This window comes from Nitrosomonas europaea (genome assembly GCF_900167395.1).
GTDB lineage: Bacteria > Pseudomonadota > Gammaproteobacteria > Burkholderiales > Nitrosomonadaceae > Nitrosomonas > Nitrosomonas europaea.
In genome coordinates this window covers 1-26695 of record NZ_FUWK01000024.1, presented here as the reverse complement: position 1 = coordinate 26695, position 26695 = coordinate 1, and the positions used below count along the sequence as shown (strand labels likewise).

Below are 26695 nucleotides of genomic sequence, written 5' to 3'. Positions count from 1 at the left end.
TTGCTTGCGTCGCCGATTTTGCCTTGAACTGACTCTGTCTTGCTGACGTTTTTCAGAGGCTCCTCAGAGCCTGTTTAAGATATCAGATGTGCTGACGGTGTCCGCTATTATGGTCGGGAACCGGCAGAAATACCGGGTGGCCATTCGTTATCACCATCAGGGTGCAGTCCATTTCCAATCCCTGATTTCCGGCATATCTTCACCGTGACGATTGATGTATTCGCGGTGCTCGACCAGTTTGTCACGCATGATTTGTCTGAGATAGGCCGCTTTGTATCCCAGATGGGGAACACGGTCGATGACATCATCGACCAGATGGAAACGATCCATGTCGTTGAGTACCGTCATATCGAACGGTGTAGTAGTGGTTCCTTCTTCTTTATAGCCGCGCACATGCAGATTGGCGTGGTTGGTACGGCGGTAGGTCAGGCGGTGAATCAGCCAGGGATAGCCATGGTAGGCAAAGATGATAGGTTTGTCTGTAGTGAACAGGGTATCGAATTCCCTGTCGGAAAGTCCTTGTGGATGTTCCCGGTCATGCTGCAGCGTCATCAGATCGACGACATTGATCACACGGATACGCAGGTCGGGCAGATGTTCCCGCAGGATGCTGACAGCGGCCAGGACTTCGATGGTGGGAACATCTCCGGCGCAGGCAATGACGACATCCGGTTCGCCAGCCTGATCATTGCTGGCCCATCCCCAGATACCAATGCCGGCCGTGCAGTGTTTGATCGCAGCATCCATATCCAGCCATTGCAGTTGTGGCTGTTTGCCGGCGACGATGACGTTGACGAAATTGCGGCTGCGCAGACATTTGTCCGTAATGTACAGCAGGCAATTCGCATCAGGTGGCAGATAGATGCGGATGGTATCGGCTTTTTTGTTGATCACATGATCGATAAAGCCGGGGTCCTGGTGAGAGAAACCATTATGATCCTGACGCCAGACATGGGAAGTCAGCAGGTAATTGAGTGAGGCGATGGGTCTGCGCCATGGAATTTCCTTGCTGACTTTCAGCCATTTGGCATGCTGGTTGAACATCGAATCGACGATGTGAATGAAGGCTTCATAGCAGGAAAACAGGCCGTGTCGCCCGGTCAGCAGGTAACCCTCCAGCCAGCCCTGGCAGGTATGTTCACTCAGGATTTCCATTACCCGTCCATCCGGTGCCAGGTGCTCATCCTCGGGCAGCGTTTCGGCAAGCCAGGTTTTGGGTGTGACGTCATACAGGCTTCCCAGCCGGTTGGAAGCTGTTTCATCCGGTCCGAATACTCGGAAATTACAGGTTTTCAGATTCAGGCACATGATATCCCGCAGGAAACTGCCCATGATCCGGGTCGATTCGGCTTCGATCTGGCCAGGTTGCACGATTTCGACCGCATATTTCCGGAAATCCGGCATACGCAATTGCTTCATCAGTGATCCACCATTGGCATGAGGGTTGGCACCCATTCGACGATTGCCGAGTGGTGCCAGTGTCTGCAGGGGTTCGACCAGCCGGCCTTGAGTATCGAATAGTTCCTCCGGGCGGTAACTTCTGAGCCAGGCTTCGAGTTGCTGGATATGTTCCGGTTTTTTTGCCAGCTCCGAGAGCGGTACCTGATGGGAACGCCAGGAGCCTTCCGTTTTCAGTCCATCGACTGTTGCGGGCCCGGTCCATCCTTTCGGGGTACGCAGGATGATCATGGGCCAGCGAGGGTATTGCGTCACACCATCAAGGCGAGCTCTGGTCTGGATCGATCTGATTTCAGCGAGTACCTGGTCCAGTGTACCGGCCATGAGCTGGTGCATGGTCAGAGGATCTTCTCCTTCGACGATATAGGGCTGATAGCCATAGCCCTGGAACAGCTGATCCAGTTCTTCACGGCTGATACGCGCCAGAATGGTGGGGTTGGCAATTTTATAGCCATTCAGATGCAGGATCGGCAGCACGGCACCATCATGAACCGGGTTGAGAAACTTGTTGGAATGCCAGGCAGTTGCCAATGGCCCGGTTTCGGCTTCTCCGTCACCTACGACACAGGCTGCGATCAAATCCGGGTTGTCGAACACTGCCCCAAAGGCGTGAGAGAGTGCATAACCGAGTTCACCTCCTTCGTGGATGGAACCGGGAATTTCCGGTGTGGCATGACTGCCGATCCCGCCGGGAAAAGAGAACTGGCGAAACAGGTGTTTCATTCCCTGGATATCCTGCGAGATATCGGGGTAATGTTCGGAGTAAGTGCCTTCCAGGTAGGTATTGGCGACCAGTGCGGGTCCGCCGTGGCCGGGACCGGCGATGTAGATCATGTTCAGATCATCACGCCGGATGATGCGATTGAGATGGGCATAAATGAAATTGAGCCCGGGTGTCGTTCCCCAGTGCCCCAGCAAACGAGGCTTGATATGCTGCAATGTCAGCGGGGTCTGCAGCAGTGGGTTATCAAGCAGATAGATCTGGCCGACTGAAAGATAGTTGGCAGCGCGCCAGTAGGCGTCGATTTTCTGCAGTTCATCCGGAGTGAGGGGTTGCGGGAGTTGAGTCATGGCGAATTACCTCATTAAGGTCAAGTCATGGGAGGTGTCCCGGTTCATGCCGCGATGAGTCGCAATGTGTGGCGGGCGATGATGGTTTCTTCATCGGTTGGCAGAACGAGGACCGGCGTATGGCTGTCGGCAGTGCTGATACGGATGGCATTGGCCTGATTGGCAGATTCATCGAGCTCGATCGACAGCCATTTGAGGCGGGCACATATCCGTGTACGGATCTGCGATGCATGCTCGCCGATACCTGCAGTGAAAACCAGACCATCGATCCCTTCCAGTAAGGCTACCATTGCCCCCAACTGACGGCATACCTGCCAGACGAACAGGTCAACGGCCCGTTTGGCGCCGGGATCATCGCTGGCCAGTAACGTGCGCATATCGGCGCTGATACCGGAAACACCCAGTAACCCAGCTTGCCGATGTAACAGATTCGTCAGAGTATCGTGGTCCATTTGTTGTTCCCGCATCAGGTAAAGCAGTACCGCCGGATCGAGGTTGCCGCAACGTGTACCCATCGGCAAACCTTCCAGCGGTGTGAATCCCATGGTCGTGGCGATACTTTTGCCCTGCCGTAAAGCGCACAGGCTGGCACCGTTGCCAAGATGTGCTACTACGATACGTCCTGTTGCCCGATCGCCCAGATGATTGGGCAGGATATGGGCAATATACTCGTAGGACAACCCATGAAAACCGTAACGCCGGATTCCCTGGTCTGTCAGATGGCCGGGCAGCGCATAAATCTGTTCCTCATCGGGCATGGTACGATGAAAACTGGTATCGAAACAGGCAACCTGTGGTAAATCCGGTCTGAGTCGTCGTAATGCGCTGATTCCTGCCAGGCTGTCGGACTGATGCAGCGGTGCCAGTGGAACCAGTTGCAGCAGTCGGGTGATGACCTGTTCATCGATGAGGACCGGTCGGTTGAATAGCATGCCGCCATGGACGACACGGTGACCTGCTACTATTGGCTGTCGCTTGTCCGTTCGTGTTTCCAGCCATTGTAAAAGTACCTCTATCGCGTTTTCATGATGGGTAATGTGAAGAGACTGCTGCCAGAGTAGCTCTCCCCGGGAATCCTTGACTTGAAACCGGGATGAAGCATTACCGCCGATCTCGATTTTTCCCCGGCAGATCATCGATATGCTTTCATGTGTCGTTTGATAGAGTGCGAATTTGAGACTGGATGAGCCGGCATTGAGGACGAGAATGGTTTTGTTCATAGTAATTCTCCTGAAAAACAGTTGCCGGGTATCGTTGTCGATTTGTGCGATTTTGCTTTTCACCCGATAGATCATTAAAAACGATTCTTATGTCATCATAGGATGGAATGATCGTATGAAGGGTGTATATTGCGGGGTTATATCTGCCTGATTGGCCGGGCATGGCTCGGTTGGTTCAGGAAGCGGGAATTTTCAGGCCTGGTTTTAGATATCCGGGAGATTCATTGATTTTTTCATGAGGAGGTTCGGGAATGAAAGTGATAAATCTTGATCGTTTTGCAAAATGTGTTCTGATGCTATCTTTGGTTGCGTTTGTAGCGGGTTGTGGTGATGAGCCGGAAGAAACCACCGCGCAGAATCAGATCGGGGTAACCGAAGAAGCTGTCCAGAGTGATGAGATCGTGACTGGATCAGTACCCGTTGAATCGGGTGAGACCGAGTCTGGCGAGGTCATGGAAGAAGAATCACTGGAATCGATTCTGGCAAAAGCAGATGAAATTATCCAGCGTACTGGTGGTGCTTTAAATGGTGAAGTAGAACCTGAACCGGAAGAAACGACTGCGAGTGGCGCTGAAGAAACCGGGTCTGTAGCAGCAGCCCCTGCAACAGATTCAGCAGCAGGATCTGCTGATGATGGTCAGGAAGTCGTCAAAGCCACACCGGATCTGATCCGCAAAGTTCAGCAGGCTTTGACAGATGCCGGTTTGAATCCGGGAGTGGCGGACGGTAAACTGGGGCCACGCAGCAGAGGTGCATTGATCGATTTCCAGAAACAACATGGTTTGGCTGAAGGCAAAATAACCAAAGAAACACTGCGCGAACTGGGGATCGATTTCTGATTGTTCTCAGGTTTTATGGAAATGTCATGAGTCTGCTGAAATCAGTCCCCTGATCTTTACGATCTGGTTCTACAGGTAGCGGCAGACTCATATTTTTGGCTTTCGTCTGGTCTGGAAATAGAATTCTTTCAGAGAAATGTGTAGAATTCACCGCCGTTCAGGCTGTTTGATCATTTATTCCTGAGAAAAAATTTCGTGGCGTTCCTCGTTCAAAAATATGGTGGCACTTCGGTAGGCAGCACCGAGCGCATTAAACAGGTTGCGCATCGTGTGGCTGAGTTTCGGGCGCAGGGGCATGAGCTGGTAGTCGTCGTATCAGCCATGAGCGGAGAAACCAATCGTCTGATTTCGCTGGCAAAAGAGATTCAACCCAATCCTGATCCCCGTGAACTGGATGTCATTCTGTCCACCGGCGAACAGGTAACGATCGGATTACTGGCGATGGCTTTGCGTGAGCTGGGGATCAAGGCAAAAAGCTATACCGGTCCTCAAGTCAGTATCACGACTGACAGTGCCCATACCAAGGCGCGTATCCTGAAGATCGATGAAGACCCCATTCGTGCCGATCTGGCAGCGGGTTACGTGATTATTGTGGCCGGATTCCAGGGCGTTGATGAAACGGGTGATATTACGACGTTGGGGCGGGGTGGCTCAGATACTACGGCGGTTGCACTGGCTGCAGCGCTCAAGGCGGACGAATGCCAAATCTACACGGACGTCAACGGTATTTATACCACTGATCCGCGTGTGGTGCCGGAAGCCCGGAAACTGGATACCATTACATTCGAAGAAATGCTTGAAATGGCCAGCCTGGGCTCCAAGGTGCTGCAAATACGTTCGGTGGAGTTTGCCGGTAAATACAAGGTCAAGCTCAGGGTTCTTTCCAGCTTTGAGGAAGGCGAAGGTACGCTGATCACGTTTGAGGAAGATAACAAGATGGAACAGCCCATAATCTCGGGGATTGCATTTAATCGTGACGAATCGAAAATCACGGTGGTAGGTGTGCCGGATCACCCTGGTATTGCCTATCAGATACTGGGCCCGGTGGCAGATGCCAATATAGACGTCGATATGATCATCCAGAACGTTGGGCATGATGATACCACTGACTTTTCATTTACGGTTCACCGGAACGAATATGCCAGAACGATGGATGTACTGAAACAACAGGTATTGCCTCATATCGGTGCGCGTGAAGTCATTGGCGGGGATAAAATCGCCAAGGTCTCGGTGATCGGGGTGGGAATGCGTTCCTATGCCGGTATCGCCAGCAAAATGTTTCGTGTTCTGGCAGAAGAGGGAATCAATATTCGTATGATTGCAACTTCAGAAATCAAAATTTCTGTCGTAGTTGATGAGAAGTATATGGAATTAGCGGTCCGGGTTCTGCACAAAGCTTTTGATCTGGATCAGGTGAATAACACCAGCACAAAAACGTGTTAGTATTACCGACTTTTGCAGCGTAAGCTGATATAAGAATATCACCCACGGAGAGATGGCCGAGTGGTCGAAGGCGCTCCCCTGCTAAGGGAGTATAGGCTCAAAAAGCTTATCGAGGGTTCGAATCCCTCTCTCTCCGCCACCCACCAAATAGTGGAATTCTGGCAGGATCAGTATCCTGCCCGACGAATTCCTAACTACGATCAAAGTATCGAAATATATCCCGATTGAAAGCCGAAGGTCACCATCAAGCGGCCTTTTATGGTGTTCTCGCTCTCCAGTTCATGTAAGTCGCCTGTCTGTGGGCGTTCAGCCATGGACACTACGCAACTGCCTGCAACACGCACTGGCCATCGACTATGTTCTGCACCCGAACATCATGCTGAACACGGCTTGCTATCATTATCAACAGAAGGATATCGTTGCTGGACCTGACTCAAGTCGGCTGGCAAAACTGATTGCGCCTCAACTTCATGGCTGGTTTTTAGGCACGATCTGAATCATCAGTGGCGACATGCCTTCTGTAAGGAAATTGTGAGATTGAGAGTACAGTGGCTGGGTGCTTGCTTATCGTAGTGCGGTGGCGTGAGTATAGCGATTATTATCGCTAGGGCTGTGTCCACCAAAGGGCTGAGCTGTCATCATTCTGTCATTATTGCTCTGTATGTTCCGGATGTGGGTTATATCCCTTTTTCCAGTGAGGTGAGAAATGTCTGCAACAGTTCTGGTAGTGGAAGATGAATCGGCGATTCAGGAGCTGATCGCCTATAACCTGCGCAATGCAGGCTATACCGCTGTATGTACAAACAGTGCCGAGCAGGCGGCAGCCATGGTGAATGAGGTGTTGCCCGATCTGGTATTGCTGGACTGGATGCTTCCTGGGAAAAGCGGTATTGAGCTGGCGCGATCGCTGCGACGCGATCCGCGTACCAAACCGATTCCCGTCATCATGCTGACTGCTCGAGTGGATGAGAGAGATAAGGTAATCGGATTGGAAACCGGGGCGGATGATTACGTTACCAAACCGTTCTCCCCGCGTGAGTTGATTGCCCGGATAAAAGCAGTATTACGCCGGAGCCTGCCTGAAGCTTCCGATGAAATTCTCGATATCGGGGGGGTACAGATCAACCCGATGACACACCGGGTGACCGTTACCGATCTGAACGATGGCACGCACGAGAAAGAGTTGCTGCTCAGTCCTACCGAATACCGTCTGTTGTATTTTCTGATGGCGCATGCTGAACGTGTGCATACCCGCGCCCAGCTACTGGATCGGGTGTGGGGAGATCATGTTTTTGTCGAAGATCGTACGGTTGATGTGCATATACGCCGGTTGCGCAAGGCGCTGGATGTAGCAGGAAAAGCTGATCTCGTGCAGACAGTCAGAGGGGCAGGGTATCGTTTTTCCACGCGCGGTGAGAGTGAACTCTGAAGGCTGGCCTGTACTGGTCAATGGCAGGGCGGTAGGCTATACTGCGCTGACAGGGACCGGGCGAGTTTAGCTGTGGTTGGTAAGTGCAAGAGATTTCCCGGCTTTTCATCTTTTCAAGTGTGACTTAGTTCTCTATAACGGGATGCAACACAGACCGGTTGCGTCCGTCAATCAGTTATTTCCATTTGCAGAGCCATTTCAGGAGGAGTGTTTTCACCTGAAAGCCGTGGCTTTTTTCTGCAACAATTCATGTGGACGATCCAATACGAGGAATTAAAATGAGTATCAAACCCAAAATCATGATTTCTTCGCTCGATGCAGAGCGCCTGGAAATATTGCTGGAAACTCTCTCGCAAAATGCGTTTCCGGGCAGGGATGATCTGGAAGCCGAGCTTGCCCGGGCAGAAGTGGTAGATCCGGAGGAGATTCCACCCACCGTTGTGACGATGAATTCGACTGTCAGATTCAGAGTCGAATCCTCTGCCGAAGAATTCTGCCTGACGCTGGTTTACCCGAAGGATGTCGATACCAGCGGGGAAAAGATTTCGATCCTTGCGCCGGTAGGAAGTGCACTGCTGGGACTTGCACAGGGAGATGAAATCGAGTGGCCCAAACCGGGTGGTGGCGTATTGCGTGTGCGCATCGTGGAAGTGACTTATCAGCCGGAGCGTTCCGGTGAATATTACCGGTAAACGGGCTCTTTTCCGGGAGATTCCATGCTGACTGAAGACAGGCCGACCGGGTGACTTGCAAATGATATTTCCTGTTTCTTTCGTACGAAACTGACCATGAATGATCAGCCGACGATTCTGGCCATCGATCAGGGGACGACCAGCACTCGTACCATTCTGTTTTCGGCGGAACTGAAAATCCTTGCAGTGCAACAGAAAGAGCTGAAGTTGCATTATCCGCGCAAGGGCTGGGTCGAGCAGAATCCAGAAACCATCTGGCAGGATACGCTCGAAGTCTGCCGTGCGATCCTGGAACGCACTGCCGGCAGGGCGGAAGCGGTTGCTGCCATTGGCATCACCAATCAGCGCGAAACGACCATTTTATGGGATCGTAAGACAGGCAAACCTGTTTATCCTGCCATTGTCTGGCAGGATCGCCGCACTGGTACTGTTTGTGAGCGATTGAGAGCACAAGGATTTGAGCCGATGGTAACAGCCCGAACCGGCCTGCTGTTCGATCCCTATTTTTCTGCAACCAAGATTGCCTGGATATTGGATAACGTTGAAGGCGTGCGTGCCCGGGCAGTAAGGGGTGAACTAGCGTTTGGTACGATCGATTGCTATCTGCTCTGGCATCTGACAGGCGGTCGAGTACATGCCACTGATGTAACGAATGCTGCACGGACATTGTTGTTCAATATCGTCGAACAGCAGTGGGATGCAGACCTGTTGGCATTGTTCGATATTCCGGCAGCGATTCTGCCGGAAGTCCGCGATAATGCTGCCGGATTCGGGGTGACCGACCCGGCTTTGTTCGATCGGGAAATTCCTGTTGGCGGCATGGCAGGAGATCAGCATGCGGCGCTGATCGGACAAAGGTGCTTCCGGCCGGGCATGGTCAAATCCACCTATGGTACCGGTTTTTGCGCTCATGAATATCGGTCCGGATTTCAGGCTTTCACGACATCGTTTACTGACCACGCCGGCGTATCGTCTGAATGGCAAGATGGTTTATGCTGTTGAAGGATCGATTTTCGTTGCGGGTGCAGCGATTCAGTGGCTGCGGGACGGGCTGGAATTCTTTCAGGATGCAGCAGCTAGTGAGGCACTGGCGCGCAGTGTGCCGGACAGTAATGAAGTGTATTTCGTACCTGCTTTTACCGGCTTGGGCGCACCCTACTGGCGACCGGATGTGCGCGGTATGATCAGTGGGTTGTCACGTGATACGACCCGGGCGCATATTATCCGTGCCGCACTGGAAGCACAGGGCTACCAGACCCTGGATCTGATGGCAGCAATAGAGGAAGATGGCGGCCATCAGGCCGACGTCGTTCGTGTGGATGGAGGGCTGGTGGCAAACGGATTCATGTGCCAGTTTCTCGCTGATATGTTGAACAGACCGGTGGAAGTACCGAAAGTAACGGAAGCAACGGCACTGGGTGCGGCAATTCTGGCCGGATTGGCAGTGGGGCTGTTCGCCAGGCTGGAAGCAACTGAACATTATTGGCAACGGGATATAATCTACACTCCTGTGATGACAGAAGCTGAAAGAAAACGACTGTATGCCGGCTGGAAAACGGCGGTTCAGTCGTTGTTACATGCTTCCGGAAATGCTGCTGCTGAACCTGCCGTATCAGATTCCCGCCAGTAGGAGCGAGTGTGTGGAACATGCAGAATAAAGCGGAGAAAACCCGTGGTGAATCTGGTATCGCGGATTATCAACCTGACAGGATGAAAACAGACTGGAGTGCGTTTGGTTATGCTGATGAATCTTCCCAATTTTCTGACGTGGCTGCGTATCATGGCAATTCCCCTGTTTGTCGGTATTTTTTATCTGCCGACGGACTGGATGTCTCCGGCCACGCAGAATCTGGTTGCCACCATCGTATTTGCCGGCGCCGCGTTGACCGACTGGCTGGATGGCTACCTGGCGCGGGTGCTCAACCAGACTTCCGCATTTGGTGCCTTTCTTGATCCGGTAGCAGACAAACTGATGGTAGCCGCCGCCCTGATCGTACTGGTGTATCTGGACCGGTTGGATGCCCCGGTTGCTTTGATCATCATTGGTCGTGAAATTACAATTTCCGCACTGCGTGAATGGATGGCGCAAATTGGCAAATCCAAGAGTGTGGCAGTGTCTTTTCTGGGGAAGATCAAAACGGCTGCACAAATGGTGGCAATTCCCCTGCTGCTCTACCACGACAGAATCAATGATGCGTTCGATTCACAGACGGCTGGCACCTGGCTGATTTACATTGCAGCCATTCTGACATTGTGGTCGATGATCTACTACCTGAGAGCAGCCATTCCACATGTGATTCATCACAGCCAGCATTGAGATTACTGGAATGGACCACTGGACAGCTTGATAGGGCAGCGATCGATTTATAAAGATCGATTTAGCCGGAAGTTATCGGGGGAGCGAAGGAGCCGTGTCAGGTGCCTGTTCAAACTCGATCATTTTCAGTCCCGATCAGAAATTATTTTCTCCCGGGTAATTTCTCTAATACTGGCTGTGCCGGTAAGTGCCATGGTCATTTCCAGTTCATCCCTCAGCAGGCGGATGACATGGGCCACACCCAGAGCACCGACCGTTGCCAGCCCCCAGATGTAGGGACGGCCAATCAGTACGGCATCGGCTCCGAGCGCCAGCGCTTTATAAATATCGCGCCCATTGCGGATACCGCTGTCGAACAATACCTTTCCCCGGCCGGATACAGTGCTGACGATTTCCGGAAGACACGCCAGGCTCGCAGGAGCGCCATCCAGCACGCGCCCGCCATGGTTGGAGACTACTAGTCCATCGTATCCCAGATTTATCACCTTCCTGGCATCCTCCGGATGCAGGATGCCCTTTACCAGCAGTGGCAACGAGGTTTGCGCTCTCAGCCAGGCAAGATCCTCCCAGCGGGGCGCTTGCGCCATCCAGCCATTGAATACCTGGCTTTGATGCGGCAGAAGTGCCGGAAACGGCGCTGGTGTATCCAGATTGACCGCGCTGATGCTGGCGGGCAGTTGAATGGTTGCCTGTTTGATCGGTGCATCCACCGTGAATACGATCGCCTGATAGCCCGCGGTAACGGCCCGGCGCAATAGTTTCAGTGTTCTCGGACGATCTTCCTGCCAATACAACTGAAACCATAAAGGCTGCCCGGCTGCAGTGATGATTTCTTCCAGTGTCTGGCTTGCCAGGCTGCTTACACACAGTTGTCCCCCCTGTGCGTTGGCCGCCATGGCGCTGGCCGATTCTCCATGCGGGTGATACAGGCGCTGGTAGGCGAGTGGTGCCAGGATGACAGGATGTGCCAGTGTCTGGCCAAACAGGGTGATACGGGTATGACCGTCTCGCACATCGGCCATGGGCCGGGGTATAAGCCGGATCGAATCGAATACGCAGTTATTGGTGTGCAGTGTTACCTGATTGCCGCTGCCTTCTTCCAGGTAGTGCCAGACTGCCGGCAGCAGGCGTTCTCTGGCTAAAGGCAGGTAATCGGCTGCGCTTTGTATTCCTTCCGGAATGGTTGCAAGCTTAGGCAGTAACTCGCCCACTAACTGTCAGCCCACTGTCGCAGCAGGTTATGGTAAGTGCCGGTCAGGCTGACGACGGCGGGTGTTTCACCAATATTCTGGCGCAGCTGCAACAATGCCATATCCATCTCATACAGAAGGCGTCGTTGATCGGGGTTACGCACCATGCTCTGGATGAACATGAAGCAGGCCAGCCGTTCTCCGCGGGTGACCGGTGTGACTTGATGGATCGAGGAAGAAGGATAGATCACCATACTGCCTGCCTGCAGTTTCACACCATGCTGACCGAAAGTATCGTTGATGACCAGTTCTCCGCCATCGTATTCCTGCGGATCAGACAGAAACAATGTGGCGGATACATCGGTGCGGACATATCCACTGCCATCCGGCAGCAGGCGCATGGCATTATCCACATGAAAACCATAATGATTGGTTTCCCCGCTGTAGCGATTGAAGAACGGCGGTACGATTTTTTCAGGCAGAGTCGCCGTGAAAAACAGGGCGTTGCGGTTGAGTGCTCCCAATACCAGGCGGCGCAGGTTGACTATTTGCGGATCGTTTTCCTGCACTTGCTGATTGTTTTTCACCTGGGCAGCCTGGGTACCGGCCGTTACCAGCCCGCTTACCCAGGCAGATCTGGCCAGCATACTTCTTGCGATGGCCAGTTCCTCTTGTGTCAAAACATCATCGATAGTCAGAAGCACTCAGTTGGATTTCCGGTTAAAAACGATATTCAGCAGTCATGATCGCTCTGCGACGCTGGCCTGGGATGACAAACCCGCCATTGTCGTAGACAGCATCATAATACAGCTTGTTGAATACGTTCTGAACATTCAACCGTACCGCCCATTTTGGTTGTTCATAGGCAACCATCGCATCCCAGCGCATATAGGAAGGCGCAGTGTTGGGATGGAATTCGGTTTCACCCGGCAGGGTGGGGATAGGGCCGGCACCGCTTGGGTTGTAGGCGTAACGCTTGCCTTTTACTTCGACACCTCCACCTACTCTCCAGCCATAGGGCAGTTTATAGGTCGTCCACAGGTTGAATGTATAAGGGGGAGTGTTGCGTGAGCGTTCACCCTCGTATGCCGGGTTGCCCGAAGTCAGGGCACCGGTATTCGGATTGACGTTGACAGCCACTTTCCGGACTTCTGAATCCATCACAGTGAAACCGGAGAATACTTCCCAGTTGGGGGTGATGCGGCCTGCCATTTCCAGTTCGATTCCATCGGTGCGGCGTTTTCGGGTAAGGACAGATGCGGTTGATTCCAGATCGGTATTGCGTTCCCATTGCTTGTCGGCACGGTACAGTGCTGCACGCAGTGCCAGATCGCCTTCAAACAACAGCCATTTCGCACCGACTTCCTTGACCTGACTGCGTTCCGGCGGGAGAGGCGCAACGTTGAGCTGATACAGATCAGCCGTCGGACTGAATGAATCGCTATAGGCTACATAAAAATGTGACTGATCTGAAAAATGGTAGGACAAGGCTCCGCGTGTACTCCACTCGCCATATCTCAGTCTGGGAGAGAGTGTATTCGAATATATCGCTTTCATCTCGTCGCGTCGCCCGCCCAGTGTGAGTTTCCATTTAGGAATGAACTCGATCGTATCCTGCATATAAACGGCATAGGTGCGGGATTTGAAATCGACTGGGTTCCCTGCTGAATTAATCTCGTAAGGGCGATACAGAGGAGGATTGGCCGCTGTCGTCCCGCCGAAATTCTGTAAGGAATGACGGAAGCCGTCTTCATTGAGATATTCTGCACCGGCGAGGAATTCGTGGTTCATTCCAAACAACTGGAATTTTTTATTGTAATCAGTCTGAATGGCTAGTGTTTCGTAGTCCATTGCGCGCGTCGGCCCGCCATTACAGTTAGGTGTACAAATCGTGCCTCCGATATTAGGAGCAACAGTGAGGCTGGGAGTACGTGCCCAGTAACTGCGTTCATAATCGCCGTAGCGTAACTGGGTGCGCCACTCACTGTCAGGCGAAAAACGGTGAGTAAAGCTTGCTGTGGTGATATTTACCGTGCTTTTGTCAAAATTACTGTTGGTTCCCCAGTAATATTTTGCTGGAAATCGTTCTTGTGGTCTGCGCGTCGTCGCATCAAAGCTGACACCAAAATCTGGTTTGTCATTCGTTGTCGTGCGGATATGGCTCAGGATGAATTCATTAGCAGTGTTGAGACCTATCCCGGCACTGATGGCAAATCCATCACGATCCAGGCTGGCTCTGTCATCTGCCGCCGGATTCTTGCGCCAGCTGTCTTCGGTACGTTTCATTCCATTGAAACGGATGGCAATGGTGTCAGTGATCTGCTTGTTGAAATCACCGGTCATTTCGTAGTAACCGTACATCCCGACGCTACCGGTGATTTTGCCTCTATCCCCAATGTGTGGTGCCTTGCTGACCTGGTTGATGACACCACCGGCCTGACCACGTCCGAACATCATGGCGCCCGCTCCGCGCAGTACATCCACTTGCTCCATATAGAAGATTTCACGGTTGTACTGTGCAGTATCGCGGATACCGTCCAGATACATATCACCAAAGGTGTAGAAACCGCGCAACATCATATTGTCACCGGAACGCCCGCCCTCTGCAGCGTTGAAAGACAAGCCGGCAACGTGGCGCAGCGCATCCCTCAGTGAGCTTGCCTGGTAGTCTTCCATGAACTGGTTGGTAATAGTGGTCACTGCCTGTGGAATATCGTGCGGATCCTGCAATTTTTTACCGACACGAGTCGCAGTGGCACGGTAACCATCCTGCTCTTCGGCGCTCGTCTGCACCTTGATGGTAGGAAGAACGGCAGCTTCGGATGATTCACTCCCTTCCGCTGCAAAGGCGCTGATCGACAGCCCGCCGGCCATCAGTGCTGCGCCCAGGGGGAGCAGCGTTTTTTGCTGTTGCGACATTTCATTTCCCTCTAATGAGATTGTTGATTGGTTTGCTGCTGGTAATTAAAAAATTGTTATTAAGGGTTTCTGGTTCAGAAAGACCACTGTTCAGATCAATCCCGATTTGCTGCTCATCAGTTGAGACGCTGCTGATAATTGGTATTACAGCCAAGACACATACTAAAAAACCGGAAAACTCGCTCACAAAGCAAATTTACTGGAACTTTTTAATAAAAAAACAAATATTAGTGAGAATTATTATAGTTATAGTTAATATTAATATCAATATTTCCTTTATGACGAGCGGGAAAGATTTACAGGGGCTTGTGTCGCCGGATCAGAAGAGCTCAGAGGTCGGTGGGGTAGGGAGAAGGCGAGGAAGGTGAGAACAGCAAACCCGGCAATATATTGAATTTTCCTTGTTTTTACTTCCGCCAAAAAACAGGCTGAACCAGTCGTTCAATTACGAACAGTCGATTTCGTTTCCGGATATGGGTGCAATATGTTGAGCGCTACACTTATCCCGGCTTTTTCGACGATACGTATGTGCTCCCGGCGCAGTTCGCGGGCGTGCTTTAATCCGCAGGAATGGGCGATCATATTGATTTCATGATTGACGTTGAGCGCGTAATTGGCTACTCGCAGGTATTTTTCTTCTACTACCAGGCCGCGCTGTAAGCGCGGATTGTGGGTAGTGATGCCGGTCGGACAGGTGTTCAGATGACAGCGCATGGCCTGGATGCAACCCAGGGCAAACATGAATCCGCGGGCGGTGTTGATGAAATCTGCGCCAACGCACAATGCCCAGGCACCCTGTGCAGAAGTAACCAGTTTCCCTGCCGCCACGACGCGTATGCGCTGTTTCAGACCGGATTCGATCAGGGCATCGACCACTCGTGGCAGTGCTTCCGTGATCGGCAGGCCGGCATGATCGAGCAGCGTCTGGGGCGCCGCTCCACTGCCGCCTTCTCCACCATCGATCGTCAGAAAATCAGGTGCATATTCCAGACCGCGGCGCAGGATGGTATCACACAGTTCGTTGATGAAATGCCAGCCGCCAATGGCGGTTTTGACGCCCACCGGTCGTCCGGTCAGTTCCCGGATGAAAGCTACCTGATCCAGCAATTCATCGATATTGCCAATATCATGATGCCGATTGGGGCTGATGGAATCCTGATAAGGCGGAATTCCCCGGATAGCAGCAATTTCCGGGTTGACCTTGGAGGCGGGCAGTACACCTCCTTTACCCGGTTTTGCTCCCTGGGAGAGCTTGATTTCGAATGCTTTGACCGACTGAGCGATTTCCTTTGCACGGGTAGCAGAAAAATTTCCCTGTATATCCCGAATACCGTATTTGGCGGTACCAATCTGCATGATGCGATCACATTCCCCTTCCAGATGGCAGGGAGCCAGCCCGCCTTCACCTGTATTCAGCCAGCATCCGGCTTTGGCTGCACCGCGTGATAGTGCGCGCACAGCAGGTGTGGAAATGGCGCCATAGCTCATGGCGCTGATATTGATGATGGATCGCGCCAGAAAAGGCTGGTCGCAGTATCCTTCGCCAATGGATAAGGCCGGGGTGGGTAACTGATCTTCTTCCAGTATGGGAAAAGCAGCATTGACGAAAATGAATGCGCCCGGTTCACGCAGATCGTAGGTGGAACCAAAGCCGATGATACCGCCTCTGTTCTTGGCATTTTTGTATATCCATTTCCGGGTGGCGCGGTTGAACGGCATTTCATCGCGATCACCGGAAAAGAAATACTGGCGGAAATATTTTCCCTGGATCTCGAAAAAATAGCGCAACCGGCCAATAATGGGATAATTGCGCAGTATGGCGTGTTCTTTCTGGGTGACGTCGCGGATGAAAAAGGTCACGATGGCGCCGACGACGATCAGCCCAAGAATGGTGCCGACGCTGTAAATGATCAGATCGATCAGGCTGTCAGGCATGGTTCCCCGTTTTCTTGATTGTTGAAAGGATCGAGTTTGAAGCATGTTGCAAAGTGAAGCAATCAGTAACCAGGTTCGCCTGGCATTGAGTGAGGATATCGGTACGGGGGATCTGACTGCTTCCCTCATCCCGCCCGGCAAATGCCTCAGTGCGCAGGTAATCGTGCGGGAGGCCATCGTCATCTGCGGTATCCCGTGGTTCGATGAAAGCTTCCGCCAGCTGTCGCCCTCTGTCAGGATCGACTGGCATGTCAGCGAAGGGCAGCAAACCAGCGCTGGCCAGACGTTATGCGTACTCGATGGAGATGCCCGGGCATTGTTGACTGGGGAACGCACCGCTCTGAATTTTCTGCAGATGCTTTCGGCAGTGGCGACACGTACCCGCAAGTTTGTCGAGGCGATCGAAGGCACTGGCACGCAAATCGTCGATACCCGCAAAACCCTGCCTGGCTTGCGTCTCGCGCAGAAATACGCCGTGCGGTGCGGAGGCGGGGTCAACCATCGTACGGGTCTTTATGACGGTATCCTGATCAAGGAGAACCATATCATTGCGGCCGGCAGTATCGAGGCTGCCTTGCGTAAGGCGATCGAAATCGCTCCTCCCGAAGTGTTCATCCAGATCGAAGTGGAAACACAGGGTGAGCTGATGCAGGCCCTGTCTGCCGGAGCGCGCATGGTTCTGCTGGATAACTTCGATTTGCCCGCTTTGCGGGATGCGGTTGCTTTTAACCGGCAGTTCCCGGGTGGGCCGGCGGTGCTTGAAGCTTCCGGTAACGTCACGCTCGATACTGTGCGTGCGATAGCTGAAACGGGAGTGGATCGTATTTCGATCGGCAGCCTGACCAAGGATATCCGGGCAGTCGATTTGTCGATGCGTTTTTATGAAGCGGTATTGTGATAAAAAATGAGCGGCTGGCTGTCATATCTCATCAAATGATGGGATATGTCCGTTATAAATTGATTGGTGAAAAGGGCAAGGGCTCAATCACGCAAACAGCTCTACATCGAAAGCCACCACGCTGCGGCTGTCCTTGCTGAATTCAGCACCGATGAGGTAAATCGGCTCATTACGGATTTTGTATTTCTCTGCATAACCTTTTGTCTTGAGTTGTTCCAGGGCATGACCTTCTGGCACCAGTTCCACCACCTTGAATTCGAACAGATAAACATTGGCGTTAAATGTAACTGCCATATCAATGCGGCCATGATGGGTCGTATCCTCCACCACGATATCCAGCCCCAGCGCAGCAAAGTGACTGTAAAACACGCTGGCGTAATAGCCTTCGTATTGCGCAATCGGGTTGTTGCGGTACCAGTCGTGCGGAATACTGGCAAAGAAGCTGGTAAACAACTGCTGCAACCCGGCAAAATTATTGGCCCGCAATAACTCAAGCAACCTGATGCGATGGGTCAGCACCTTCTGGCCTTCAATCCCGAGTGCTGGCAGCAGGGCATTGTTCAGACTGATTTGCACTTCCTTATTGGGATAACCCAGCCAATAAATGCGCTGTCCCGGCAGATATTCCTCCACACCCTGAAGGGTGGTATAGCCGGTTTGAAACAACAGTGCTTCCGGTTCAATATGGTCAACATCGAAAGCGGAAAGCAGCTCAAGACTGGAATACTGGCGGCTGAGGCTGGGCGTGAAGTACCCTCGTTGCATCAACCAGTCAACCAGAAAAGTCGGCGTACCCGTTTCGAACCAGTAGGCACGGAACTCGCGTTTATCAAACAGCAGCAACAGATCAAACGGGTTATAGACCGGCTGACCTGTCCAGTTATAACCATTGTACCAGTCCTGGATCTGTTGACGATCCAGCCCCGGCAATTCTGGTGCGAAAACGGTATCCACATCCTCATCGGTGTAGCCGCAAATGGCCGAATAATCAGCGTCGATCGTGATGTCATTGAGATTGTTCAGCCCTGAAAAAATACTGACCTTGCTGAACTTTGACACCCCCGTGAGAAAGGCAAATCTGATATGGGCATCCTGTCCCTTGATGACTGAATACAGGTTACGTAATCCCTCCCGCATGGCACGCGCAATTTCCGGTTCAGTAATGTTGTCAAGAATCGGTTTGTCGTACTCATCGACCAGAACAACACAGCGCTGGCCATATTTTGCTTCAGCATTTTGCAGCAGTTCGGCGAAGCTGCCCGGGATATCACTTTCTTGTTTGCAAGTCACTCCCAGACGTTGCTGATTCTGTTCCAGCAGCCAGCAAATGCGCTTATCCAGTTGCGCCCGGCTTTCCAGCCACCCTTCGGCAAAGCTCAGACGAATTATCGGATATCTGACTGACCAATCCCACCGGTCATGACAGTAAAGCCCGTGGAATAAGGCTTCATTGCCGGCAAAAAGCTCGGCAAGCGTATCAAGAAACAGGCTTTTACCAAACCGGCGCGGGCGGGAGAGAAAATAGTACTTTCCCTCCATTGCCAGTTTCAGGGCAAACGAAGTTTTATCAACGTAGTAATACGATTCTTCGCGAATTTCGCGGAAGGTCTGAATGCCAATAGGTAGCTTTTTTGTCATTACCGCTCGAGATCGTGAGGTAAAAAGATTGGAACCTTTGGTAAACTCCAGCTCCGATGAGGATTTTTATGCTGACGTGGTGCAAAAAGAAGTGACAGATAGCCATTTCTGGCGTGACTGATGATTGCACACATGCTGACGAACGATAGCACACCCCACCGGATCATGGAATGTTGGGATGTGTCCAGTACGAACTGTTCCAGAGCACAATGTACGCCGAAACGAGGGTGGATCGTGTTTCGATCGGCAGCCTGACCAGGGGCATCCAGGCAGTCGATTTGTCGATGCGTTTTTACGGAGCAGTCCCCAGCGCCGTGATGACTTGATCGTCATCGATCTGTGGAAACGAATGATAAAACTGGCCTACTGAATAAAATACTGCTGGTGTTTCCAGACAGATGATCTCGTCCGCAAGCGGCGTGATGTCAGCCAGTGTTCCGGCAGGTGCAACAGGTACAGCGCATATCAGTTTACGCGGCCGCCGGCTGCGCACGGTGTGCAGTGCCGCAATCATAGTGGCACCGGTTGCCAGGCCATCATCCACCACGATCACGATCCGGTCATGCGGATCAGCAGGCGGGCGAACGGGCGTATAGCGCAGGCGACGTTCACGTAATAATTCGAGCTGGGCAGCTTTTTCGGTTTCGATGTATGCGGGAGTGGCACCGCTTTGTGCAGCATGGCCGGCCAGATAAACCTGCCCGTTCTCATCGATGGCACCAATCGCGAATTCCGGATTGCCGGGCGCGCGCAGCTTGCGTACCAGCACGACATCCAGTTCACCACCCAGCTTGTCTGCGATGATGCGGGACATAGGTACCGCACCGCGTGGAATCGCCAGTACCAGCGGGTTCTGTCCCCGGTAGATTTTGAGCTGTTCTGCCAGCCGGATGGCGGCTGCGGTACGATCTTCGAACATTTTTCCCTCCTTCGCAGCAATTGATGACCATATCCTACACCGGCAGATGCCGGTGAGCGATAGCTGCTTTTTTGCACTGGTAACGTGTGGGAAGCGTTCAGGAAAGATAAAAAACAGAAGCTGGACGGAGAAACTCAGTGAGGAAGATGAGGAGCGGGTGTTTGTCACCGGGAGAGCAGTTCAACGTATGCCTGGTAGCTGTAGCTGCGGTTCTTTTTCTGCCCGGTCATCTCCGTCACGATGCCTAAATCTTCCAGTACCCTGACGGCCGCAGTTGCGGTGGGGAAGCTGGTATCGAGTTGCCGGCGCACGCGTTCGATGGTGAAGCGCGGCATCATCGGCAGCATTTCGAAAAGCCGGTAGCTCGCAGGGCCGGCCTTGGTGGATTGCAACATGCGTTTGCGGTCTGTAGCGATGAGGCTGGCGACTTCAATGATATTTTTCTCCGCATCGCCAGTGGCGGTTGCTACCCCCTCCAGGAAGAAAGTCACCCAGGATTCCCAATCCCCGTCAGTGCGGATCGCCGACAAGCGGCGGTAGTACTCGGCCTGGTGTTGCTTGAGGTAGCCACTGAGATACATCAGGGGCTCGGTCAGCAACTCCCAATGCTCGAACAGGGCCGCGATCAGCAGCCGTCCGATGCGCCCGTTGCCATCGAGAAAGGGGTGGATGGTTTCAAATTGAGCGTGGATGAGTGCCACCTTCACCATGGGTGGCAAATCGGTTGCAGTGCTGTGGATGAACCGCTCCATATCGGCCAGCAGCGCAGGAACGTGCCCCGGCGGTGGCGGTACAAAGACCGCGTTGCCGGGCCGTGTGCCACCGATCCAGTTTTGCGACCGCCGCAACTCGCCCGGTTGCTTGCCAGCACCGCGCGCACCATCCAGCAGGCGTCGGTGCGCCTCGCATAGTAGCCGCACACTGATGGGCAGCCCTTTGGGATCGCGCAGCTGCTCCTGAGTCCAGCGGAAAGCACGAAGGTAGTTGGTTACCTCCTCCACATCATCGGTATTACTGACTTTGAAGCCTGCTTCCTCATCGAACAAGTCGGTCAGTGTGGCCTGCGTGCCCTCAATCTGCGACGTGAGCAAGGCTTCCTTACGGATGGCGCTGTACAACAACCAATCCACTGATGGCGCCAAACCGGACACGCCTGCCAAACGCGCAAGCGCCAATTCGGCCTGCTGGTTGAGGTCGGTGAACATCTTGGGTGACAGATCTGGATCAGACGGAGGCAGGGAATGGGGCACGAATGCGCGCACCGATTCGCCCAGATTCGTGGAAATCGAGTAGATCCCTGTTGTGCGTGTCATTGAAAGCGGCCTTTAGTAGTGCATCTGAAGATTAAAGCATTCTTTAATTTAATTGACAACAATTAAAGATGGCTTTCATTCGCTCATGACACATCACTTCACCCGTCGCAGGCGCTTGATCAACTCGGTCACCCACACCCCAGCTGGTGGCGGATTTGGTTGTTTTCTTCGTGGCCATATCAGCTACTACATTCGAACTTTTCGAACAACGGCACGTTATCGGCATCCAGCATCACATACACCTGAGCGGATACTCGCTGCGTATGCGTATAGTCACGGTTGGCCAATTGCTCCAGGGTCAAACCAAAGTAGCCTGCCATAACGCTTCAGCTGTGAGATCAGCCAGCTGCAGGTTATCAATTACACCGACTGCGCGCATCAGCCGGTTTCGGACTTCGGCCAACGCAACCGGGCGTTTGGTATCCTGATCCCACTGATGCTTGTGAAGCACCGATTCCATCAACGCTGTGGACAGGTCGCGGCCAAGATAGAGCACACCATAGTTCCTGGCCGGAGAATCAAAACGGTTGTGCCGTCTCGGCCATAGTACAGTGGTGTGTCACGATAGACGACCCAGCTCACATGTTGAAGTAACTCACCCGGGTCAATACACTGTGTGGGAAGCGCGATACCCACATTGACTCCGTCAATGCACGCCGAGCACGTTGAAGACTGCCTTCGCTACCGCATCGATCGAATCAGCAGTTACCGCTTCTACCGGCGAATGTCCGGCTAATCCTTCGAGTGGTTCGGCCAGAGCGCGGTACTGCGTCCAGGCATCAACCTCGGACGCACCCCGCAGTACGATCTGGGTCAGTCGTTGTTTTACCGGATCGAGCACTTTAGGCAAGTGATCAGCAATGAATTCCAGCGTCCTGGTCATGGATAGCTCCCTCCAATAAAGTGGGGATAGATTAGGCACCTTTGTATACTTTGCCAACTATGACAACTTGTATCTATCAAAGCCCTCCGGATCATAACTTCCGCGGGTAGGTGAAGAGCAATTAGACAAAGGAAAAGGTATGGAAAGCGAAGCATTTTTTGCCGAACTATTTTTCACTGATGGGAGTAAAACACTGGAAGTAGCCATTATGGATATAATAGGCTTTTCAGGAGGATCTCGTAATGAAAGCCATTACCGCTAAGGATGCAAAAAATAAATTTGGGGAAATGCTGGATACTGCGCAGCGGGAACCGCTTACCATCGAAAAACATGGACGGGCGGTTGCCGTGATCATGTCAGTGCAGGAATATCAGCAAATGAAACTCGAAAGATTACGTGCAAAACTGGCAGCAGGTGAGGAGCAACTGGACAGGGGAGAAGGCGTGGAAGGCGAAACATTCTTTGCCGAACTGTTAAATGAGAAATGAAACACTACCTCCTCTCACCGGAAGCAAAAACGGATATCACCAACATACGTCAATACACAACCCAGCAATGGGGAAAAACGCAGGCAGACAAATACATATTGCGGCTTCGAGAACGAATGCGATGGCTGGCAGACAATCCAATGCTTGGGCGAGCAAGAGATGAAATAAAGGAAGGCTACCGCAGTTTCAGTGAGGGTGACCACGTAATATTTTATCGCATGGCTGGAAGCGCAATCGAGGTTATCGGTATTCCGCATCAGAACATGGATATTGAACAAAATTTAAGCAGTGGAAATCTTCTCCTTCCAGATATTGCGGATTATGAACCTGAAGATGGCTGAAAACGAAGTACCCGGATGTGATGAACTACACTTAACTCATAGAGAGTGCGAATGCGATACCCGGAAATGCCCTCAGCAATTTGCCATCCATCGTTACCAGCTTTGCACCCAGTTTCATTGCCAGTGCGACAAATTCGCAGTCATGAGCTGAGCATTCGCTGTCACGCACCAACTCCAGAATACTGGGTGAATTCACTTCATACTCGGCGCTAGCGAGTAAATCCTCTGCCTCACATTGGAGGTTATATGCCTGTAAAAATGTCAGGTTTCCACGCTTGAGATACCCGGCCAGAATGTTTCGAAACTCACTCCACCACAAAACCGGTGCTACCCAATCAGGATCATGTTCAAACAAGGCTTCTGCAGTGGCGGTGTATTCGCCGGGCAGATAAAAATAAGCCAGCACGTTTGAATCCACGACGATCATGGGCGCCCCTGTCGTTTCATGATAGCAATATCGCATGCCTGAAATTTTTTGGGGTTCAGCCCGGCCCGTAGCTGACGGGCACGCTCCAGTCGTTCGCTGGGGGAGATTCTGGTTGGCATAAGCACAGTCTCAAGGCACACAATGATTTCACTGTTGAGGCTGCGACGGTGTATTTCTGCGGCAGCTTTGAGTCGCTCATACACATCATCCGGAATATTTTTCAGTGCGCTTCGTCATCGCGGCAGCGAATGAAATGAAGCGGGAAGCAGAAAGCGATCCAGAAACAATGTGACAGGATGTGATGCAAAGGACTATTTCGAGTAATCGTATCTAACAATTCAGTCAACAGGACAGCCAGCAAACTGGCGCTTGTTGGTGCCCTTCGCTTCGGCTACCTGTTGCCTCAGATGTTAGCCCGCATTTCAGGCATTCGCGTTGAATTCGAACGGATTGAAAATCCTGACGCCGAACGACGAGAAGTCAGAGACATTACGAGTCACCACCGTCAGACCGTGAATCTTGGCAATGGACGCGATCATCGCATCTTCAATGAGTGTGTTGGACTTCTTATGTGTCAGCTTCGCCCAGCAGCGGAATGCTGGACCGTCCATGACCAATACGTTGTAAGAGTCGCTCACAAGGTCCAGCCAAGACTCAATTTCAGCTGCTTTGGCCGGATCTTGTTCGCGGGTTAACTCAATGCCGGCCTGAATTTCACCGAGCGTTACGGTGGCCAGATGGAGGCTGGCGTCATCCACGGAATTTATCCAGGCGAGTACAGCCCCATGTGGGCGCGGTTTGCGGAGTTCTGAAACAACGTTGGTATCCAGCAGATACATTGTGTTCACCGCAGGGGTTCAACCTGGCGTCGGCGGGCTTTGCCTCGCTCGGGAACGAGCATCTCAGTGCGGGCTGAGTCAGAGAGCAACAATTGCTTAAGCGAGGGGCGTGCAGCCGCTTGCAGGCGCCGCCATTCTCCAATGGGCACCAATACCGCTTCTTCGGCGCCCCGGCGGGAAACAATCTGGGGTCCTTCGGTTATGCAGGCGTCCAGAAACTCGCTAAAGCGAGCCTTGGCATCTTGAACAGGCCAGACATGCATCAGAGGCCTCCATTAAGTATAAATAACTAGATATATAACTAGTTTATTCTGTCGGGTGAGTAGGGTCAATCCGTAACGTACGCTACGGGCTAGCCATTTGCTGCAGGCGCTACATAGCCTTCGCAGCCAGGGTTGGCAAAGGAAGAACAGGTATAACATCTCCTGTCAGGGCAGAACGTTTGGCCTTGGCATAGAGGCCGTATCCAATTCTGACGAGTTTTCCGGCAGCCGCAAGCTGGCGCAGAATACGGCCAATCTGGTTTCTTCAAAATTCAAGCTTAATCAGGGTGAGGAACCTTGGTTTTCAGTTGTTTGATAAATATGTTTTAACCGGTTAGATCGAGTGTAATCGGGTATTATCGGGTACGGAACCGGATATAGAAAACTTTCATGCAAGAACCCAGAATTCTCATTACTCAAGAATTATTAAAGCTCATTGCCGAGATTGATGAATTTAAAGGCAAGTGGGAAGTTTTGAAAAATCTATCCCCGGAGCGGTTGCGCCAGCTTCGCAAGGTGGCAACCATTGAAAGTATCGGTTCGTCTACCCGGATCGAGGGGGCTAAGCTGACAGATATGCAGGTGGAAACCCTGTTGTCCAATCTATCGTCCATGTCCTTCAAGACCCGTGACGAGCAGGAAGTGGCCGGTTATGCCGAGGCGATGGATATCGTCTTTCAAGCTTACGAGGATATGACCATTACCGAAAACCATATCCGACAACTTCATCAAACGCTCTTGCGGCACAGCAATAAAGATGAACGCCACCGGGGGGAATACAAGAAAATTGATAATCACGTTGTCGCTATAGATGAGCATGGCAAGGAAATTGGCGTGGTTTTTGAAACGGCCACGCCCTTCGATACCCCTCGCAAAATGGAAGAACTGGTGCGATGGGTCAATAAGGCGATTACGGAGAACAGCTTTCACCCGCTTTTGATCGTGGCGGTTTTTGTGGTGGTGTTTCTGGCCATCCACCCGTTTCAGGATGGCAATGGCAGGCTGTCACGCATCCTGACGACGCTTATGTTGCTTCGGGCCGGGTACAGCTATGTGCCGTATGCTTCTCTGGAAAGCGTGGTGGAGGATAACAAGGATTTATACTACAAGGCACTCCGGCGCACACAAACCACCCTAAAAACGGACAGCCCGGATTGGGAGCCTTGGCTTGGTTTTTTCCTGCGCTGCCTGAAAAAGCAGAAAGCCAATCTTGCCGCCAAGATAGAAAAAGAGAAAGCTGCGGATGATACGATCTTGCCCGCCTTAGCTGTTCAGATCCTGGAATTGCTGAAAAAGCACGAACGGCTCTCTATCGCGGAGATGGTGGAACATACAGGCGCAAACCGGAATACGCTTAAAGTCCGTCTGAGAGAACTGGTTTCCACGGGACGAATTCAGCGTCATGGCAAGGCCAGAGCGACCTGGTATGTATTGAATCGAAAGTAAAGAAATGCCCCCAGACCAAAATATACTCCTTGATACCGAAGTTGAACGAAGCTACTTCGCGGCGCGGATTAATTCGGGCGTTAGCGGTCACCTACGTTAGCGTGTTTTCTGAAAAGGGTACAATGTCCGACATAAACAATATTTCTATTTCCGATACAAGAGCGTATTCGTCTTGTTGAGCTTATCTGGGACAGCATTGCAGCGGTGCCTGAAGCCGTGGAGATTTCGCCTGAACTAAAAATTGAACTCGAAGCACGAATGGCAGAGTTTGAGGCAAACCCCGAAGCTGGTTATTCTTGGGAGCAGGTGAAATCCTGCCTTAAAGATGGCTCATGGCGTTTCGCCTAAAATTCTCTTCGTGAGCGTTGCGTGAAATTGGCGAAGCTCAAGAGTGGTATGAATTGCAAAGCTTCGGTCTCGGTGAAGAGTTCGTCGCCGCAATGAATCGCCCCGGGTTTTGAGGAGGCTCCAACTTTTGAGAGAATGGAGCCATGAGCAATCAAACAAAGTTTTCCCCTGAAGTTCGTGAACGATCTGTTCGTCTGGTACAGGAACATCGAGGCGAATATCCATCGCTATGGGCGGCGGTTGAATCAATTGCACCCAAGATTGGCTGTGTGCCCTCCACGTTGCTGGAATGGGTTAAACGTAGCGAAATTAACAATGGCGCACGCGAAGGTCTGACAAGCAGTGAACGTGATCGCCTCAAGGCGTTGGAGCGTGAGAA

Annotated in this window: 29 protein-coding genes and 1 tRNA gene; 15 read left to right on the top strand and 15 right to left on the bottom strand. The window is 52.2% G+C overall.

The window, feature by feature from the left end:
• Window positions 1-156: 156 nt before the first annotated feature.
• On the bottom strand, window positions 157-2529 hold the full coding sequence (locus tag B5D58_RS08475) for a phosphoketolase family protein (RefSeq protein ID WP_011112635.1): 2373 nt from the start codon (window positions 2527-2529) through the stop codon (window positions 157-159).
• A 44-nt stretch (window positions 2530-2573) separates the two neighbouring features.
• Window positions 2574-3749: an acetate/propionate family kinase gene (locus B5D58_RS08470; protein WP_041357281.1), complete on the bottom strand. Its 1176-nt coding sequence runs from the start codon at window positions 3747-3749 to the stop codon at window positions 2574-2576.
• A 251-nt stretch (window positions 3750-4000) separates the two neighbouring features.
• Between B5D58_RS08470 and B5D58_RS08465 the strand changes: the two genes are divergently transcribed.
• The 8 genes from B5D58_RS08465 (at window position 4001) to pgsA (ending at window position 10469) form a co-directional block, all read left to right on the top strand.
• Window positions 4001-4588 (top strand): peptidoglycan-binding domain-containing protein, encoded by a 588-nt coding sequence (locus tag B5D58_RS08465; protein WP_011112633.1) that lies wholly within the window; start codon window positions 4001-4003, stop codon window positions 4586-4588.
• A gap of 195 nt (window positions 4589-4783) precedes the next feature.
• Entirely contained in the window at window positions 4784-6031 is a 1248-nt protein-coding gene (locus tag B5D58_RS08460) for an aspartate kinase (protein ID WP_011112632.1), read from the top strand.
• Window positions 6032-6077: 46 nt separating this feature from the next.
• A tRNA-Ser gene (locus B5D58_RS08455) sits at window positions 6078-6170 on the top strand.
• Between the two features lie 567 nt (window positions 6171-6737).
• Entirely contained in the window at window positions 6738-7460 is a 723-nt protein-coding gene (gene phoB, locus B5D58_RS08445; protein WP_011112631.1) for a phosphate regulon transcriptional regulator PhoB, read from the top strand.
• A 278-nt stretch (window positions 7461-7738) separates the two neighbouring features.
• Entirely contained in the window at window positions 7739-8152 is a 414-nt protein-coding gene (rnk, locus tag B5D58_RS08440; protein WP_011112630.1) for a nucleoside diphosphate kinase regulator, read from the top strand.
• Window positions 8153-8248: 96 nt separating this feature from the next.
• Window positions 8249-9154, top strand: coding sequence for an FGGY family carbohydrate kinase (locus B5D58_RS14120; RefSeq protein WP_234989044.1), 906 nt, complete (start codon window positions 8249-8251; stop codon window positions 9152-9154).
• The gene (locus B5D58_RS14115; protein ID WP_234989043.1) at window positions 9138-9782 is read left to right on the top strand and encodes an FGGY-family carbohydrate kinase; all 645 of its coding nucleotides are present in this window, start codon (window positions 9138-9140) and stop codon (window positions 9780-9782) included. Before B5D58_RS14120 ends, B5D58_RS14115 begins: the two co-directional genes overlap by 17 nt.
• 108 nt (window positions 9783-9890) lie before the next feature.
• Complete coding sequence (gene pgsA / locus B5D58_RS08430; RefSeq protein ID WP_011112629.1) at window positions 9891-10469, top strand: CDP-diacylglycerol--glycerol-3-phosphate 3-phosphatidyltransferase; 579 nt, start codon at window positions 9891-9893, stop codon at window positions 10467-10469.
• Between the two features lie 125 nt (window positions 10470-10594).
• On the opposite strand, the gene B5D58_RS08425 is transcribed toward pgsA, so the two are convergent.
• The 4 genes from B5D58_RS08425 to B5D58_RS08410 form a co-directional block, all read right to left on the bottom strand.
• On the bottom strand, window positions 10595-11680 hold the full coding sequence (locus B5D58_RS08425; protein ID WP_011112628.1) for an alpha-hydroxy acid oxidase: 1086 nt from the start codon (window positions 11678-11680) through the stop codon (window positions 10595-10597).
• Entirely contained in the window at window positions 11680-12363 is a 684-nt protein-coding gene (locus B5D58_RS08420) for a Fe2+-dependent dioxygenase (protein WP_011112627.1), read from the bottom strand. Before B5D58_RS08420 ends, B5D58_RS08425 begins: the two co-directional genes overlap by 1 nt.
• 16 nt (window positions 12364-12379) lie before the next feature.
• The gene (locus tag B5D58_RS08415; protein ID WP_011112626.1) at window positions 12380-14578 is read right to left on the bottom strand and encodes a TonB-dependent receptor; all 2199 of its coding nucleotides are present in this window, start codon (window positions 14576-14578) and stop codon (window positions 12380-12382) included.
• Window positions 14579-15019: 441 nt separating this feature from the next.
• The gene (locus B5D58_RS08410) at window positions 15020-16513 is read right to left on the bottom strand and encodes an FMN-binding glutamate synthase family protein (protein ID WP_011112625.1); all 1494 of its coding nucleotides are present in this window, start codon (window positions 16511-16513) and stop codon (window positions 15020-15022) included.
• Between the two features lie 43 nt (window positions 16514-16556).
• Here B5D58_RS08410 and nadC point away from each other — a divergent pair, with 43 nt between their 5' ends.
• On the top strand, window positions 16557-17411 hold the full coding sequence (gene nadC / locus B5D58_RS08405) for a carboxylating nicotinate-nucleotide diphosphorylase (RefSeq protein ID WP_011112624.1): 855 nt from the start codon (window positions 16557-16559) through the stop codon (window positions 17409-17411).
• An 87-nt stretch (window positions 17412-17498) separates the two neighbouring features.
• Here the strand turns inward: nadC and B5D58_RS08400 are convergent, their stop codons facing one another.
• From B5D58_RS08400 to B5D58_RS08380, 5 genes are all read right to left on the bottom strand, one after another.
• Window positions 17499-19049 carry an ATP-binding protein gene (locus B5D58_RS08400; RefSeq protein WP_011112623.1) on the bottom strand — a complete coding sequence of 517 codons (1551 nt, stop codon included), beginning with the start codon at window positions 19047-19049 and terminating at the stop codon, window positions 17499-17501.
• 292 nt (window positions 19050-19341) lie between these two features.
• Entirely contained in the window at window positions 19342-19968 is a 627-nt protein-coding gene (locus B5D58_RS08395) for a phosphoribosyltransferase (protein WP_041356842.1), read from the bottom strand.
• A 164-nt stretch (window positions 19969-20132) separates the two neighbouring features.
• Entirely contained in the window at window positions 20133-21281 is a 1149-nt protein-coding gene (locus B5D58_RS08390) for a Fic family protein (RefSeq protein WP_011112622.1), read from the bottom strand.
• Between the two features lie 298 nt (window positions 21282-21579).
• Window positions 21580-21777 carry an RES domain-containing protein gene (locus B5D58_RS14560; RefSeq protein WP_425311372.1) on the bottom strand — a complete coding sequence of 66 codons (198 nt, stop codon included), beginning with the start codon at window positions 21775-21777 and terminating at the stop codon, window positions 21580-21582.
• A gap of 150 nt (window positions 21778-21927) precedes the next feature.
• Window positions 21928-22164 carry a hypothetical protein gene (locus B5D58_RS08380; RefSeq protein ID WP_041356841.1) on the bottom strand — a complete coding sequence of 79 codons (237 nt, stop codon included), beginning with the start codon at window positions 22162-22164 and terminating at the stop codon, window positions 21928-21930.
• Between the two features lie 139 nt (window positions 22165-22303).
• Between B5D58_RS08380 and B5D58_RS14315 the strand changes: the two genes are divergently transcribed.
• Genes B5D58_RS14315 through B5D58_RS08370 form a run of 3 tightly spaced genes read left to right on the top strand, consistent with a single transcriptional unit; the run spans window position 22304 to window position 22993 of the window.
• Window positions 22304-22426 (top strand): hypothetical protein, encoded by a 123-nt coding sequence (locus tag B5D58_RS14315; protein WP_256335813.1) that lies wholly within the window; start codon window positions 22304-22306, stop codon window positions 22424-22426.
• Window positions 22407-22652 carry a type II toxin-antitoxin system Phd/YefM family antitoxin gene (locus B5D58_RS08375; RefSeq protein WP_011112621.1) on the top strand — a complete coding sequence of 82 codons (246 nt, stop codon included), beginning with the start codon at window positions 22407-22409 and terminating at the stop codon, window positions 22650-22652. Before B5D58_RS14315 ends, B5D58_RS08375 begins: the two co-directional genes overlap by 20 nt.
• Window positions 22649-22993, top strand: a complete 345-nt coding sequence (locus B5D58_RS08370) for a type II toxin-antitoxin system RelE/ParE family toxin (RefSeq protein WP_011112620.1) — start codon at window positions 22649-22651, stop codon at window positions 22991-22993. The genes B5D58_RS08375 and B5D58_RS08370 overlap by 4 nt, the downstream gene beginning before the upstream one ends.
• Window positions 22994-23024: 31 nt before the next feature.
• Here the strand turns inward: B5D58_RS08370 and B5D58_RS08365 are convergent, their stop codons facing one another.
• From B5D58_RS08365 to B5D58_RS08350, 4 genes are all read right to left on the bottom strand, one after another.
• Entirely contained in the window at window positions 23025-23420 is a 396-nt protein-coding gene (locus B5D58_RS08365; RefSeq protein ID WP_011112619.1) for a type II toxin-antitoxin system VapC family toxin, read from the bottom strand.
• Window positions 23417-23635: an Arc family DNA-binding protein gene (locus tag B5D58_RS08360; protein WP_412458336.1), complete on the bottom strand. Its 219-nt coding sequence runs from the start codon at window positions 23633-23635 to the stop codon at window positions 23417-23419. The genes B5D58_RS08365 and B5D58_RS08360 overlap by 4 nt, the downstream gene beginning before the upstream one ends.
• Window positions 23636-23842: 207 nt before the next feature.
• Entirely contained in the window at window positions 23843-24259 is a 417-nt protein-coding gene (locus B5D58_RS08355) for a type II toxin-antitoxin system VapC family toxin (protein ID WP_011112618.1), read from the bottom strand.
• A 5-nt stretch (window positions 24260-24264) separates the two neighbouring features.
• On the bottom strand, window positions 24265-24522 hold the full coding sequence (locus tag B5D58_RS08350; protein WP_011112617.1) for a type II toxin-antitoxin system Phd/YefM family antitoxin: 258 nt from the start codon (window positions 24520-24522) through the stop codon (window positions 24265-24267).
• Between the two features lie 390 nt (window positions 24523-24912).
• Here B5D58_RS08350 and B5D58_RS08345 point away from each other — a divergent pair, with 390 nt between their 5' ends.
• From B5D58_RS08345 to B5D58_RS08335, 3 genes are all read left to right on the top strand, one after another.
• Window positions 24913-25968 (top strand): Fic family protein, encoded by a 1056-nt coding sequence (locus B5D58_RS08345; protein WP_011112616.1) that lies wholly within the window; start codon window positions 24913-24915, stop codon window positions 25966-25968.
• Window positions 25969-26106: 138 nt separating this feature from the next.
• Complete coding sequence (locus tag B5D58_RS08340) at window positions 26107-26316, top strand: addiction module protein (protein WP_041356839.1); 210 nt, start codon at window positions 26107-26109, stop codon at window positions 26314-26316.
• 143 nt (window positions 26317-26459) lie between these two features.
• Window positions 26460-26695 (top strand): transposase (locus B5D58_RS08335; protein WP_327183957.1); only part of this gene is annotated, 236 nt, incomplete at its 3' end.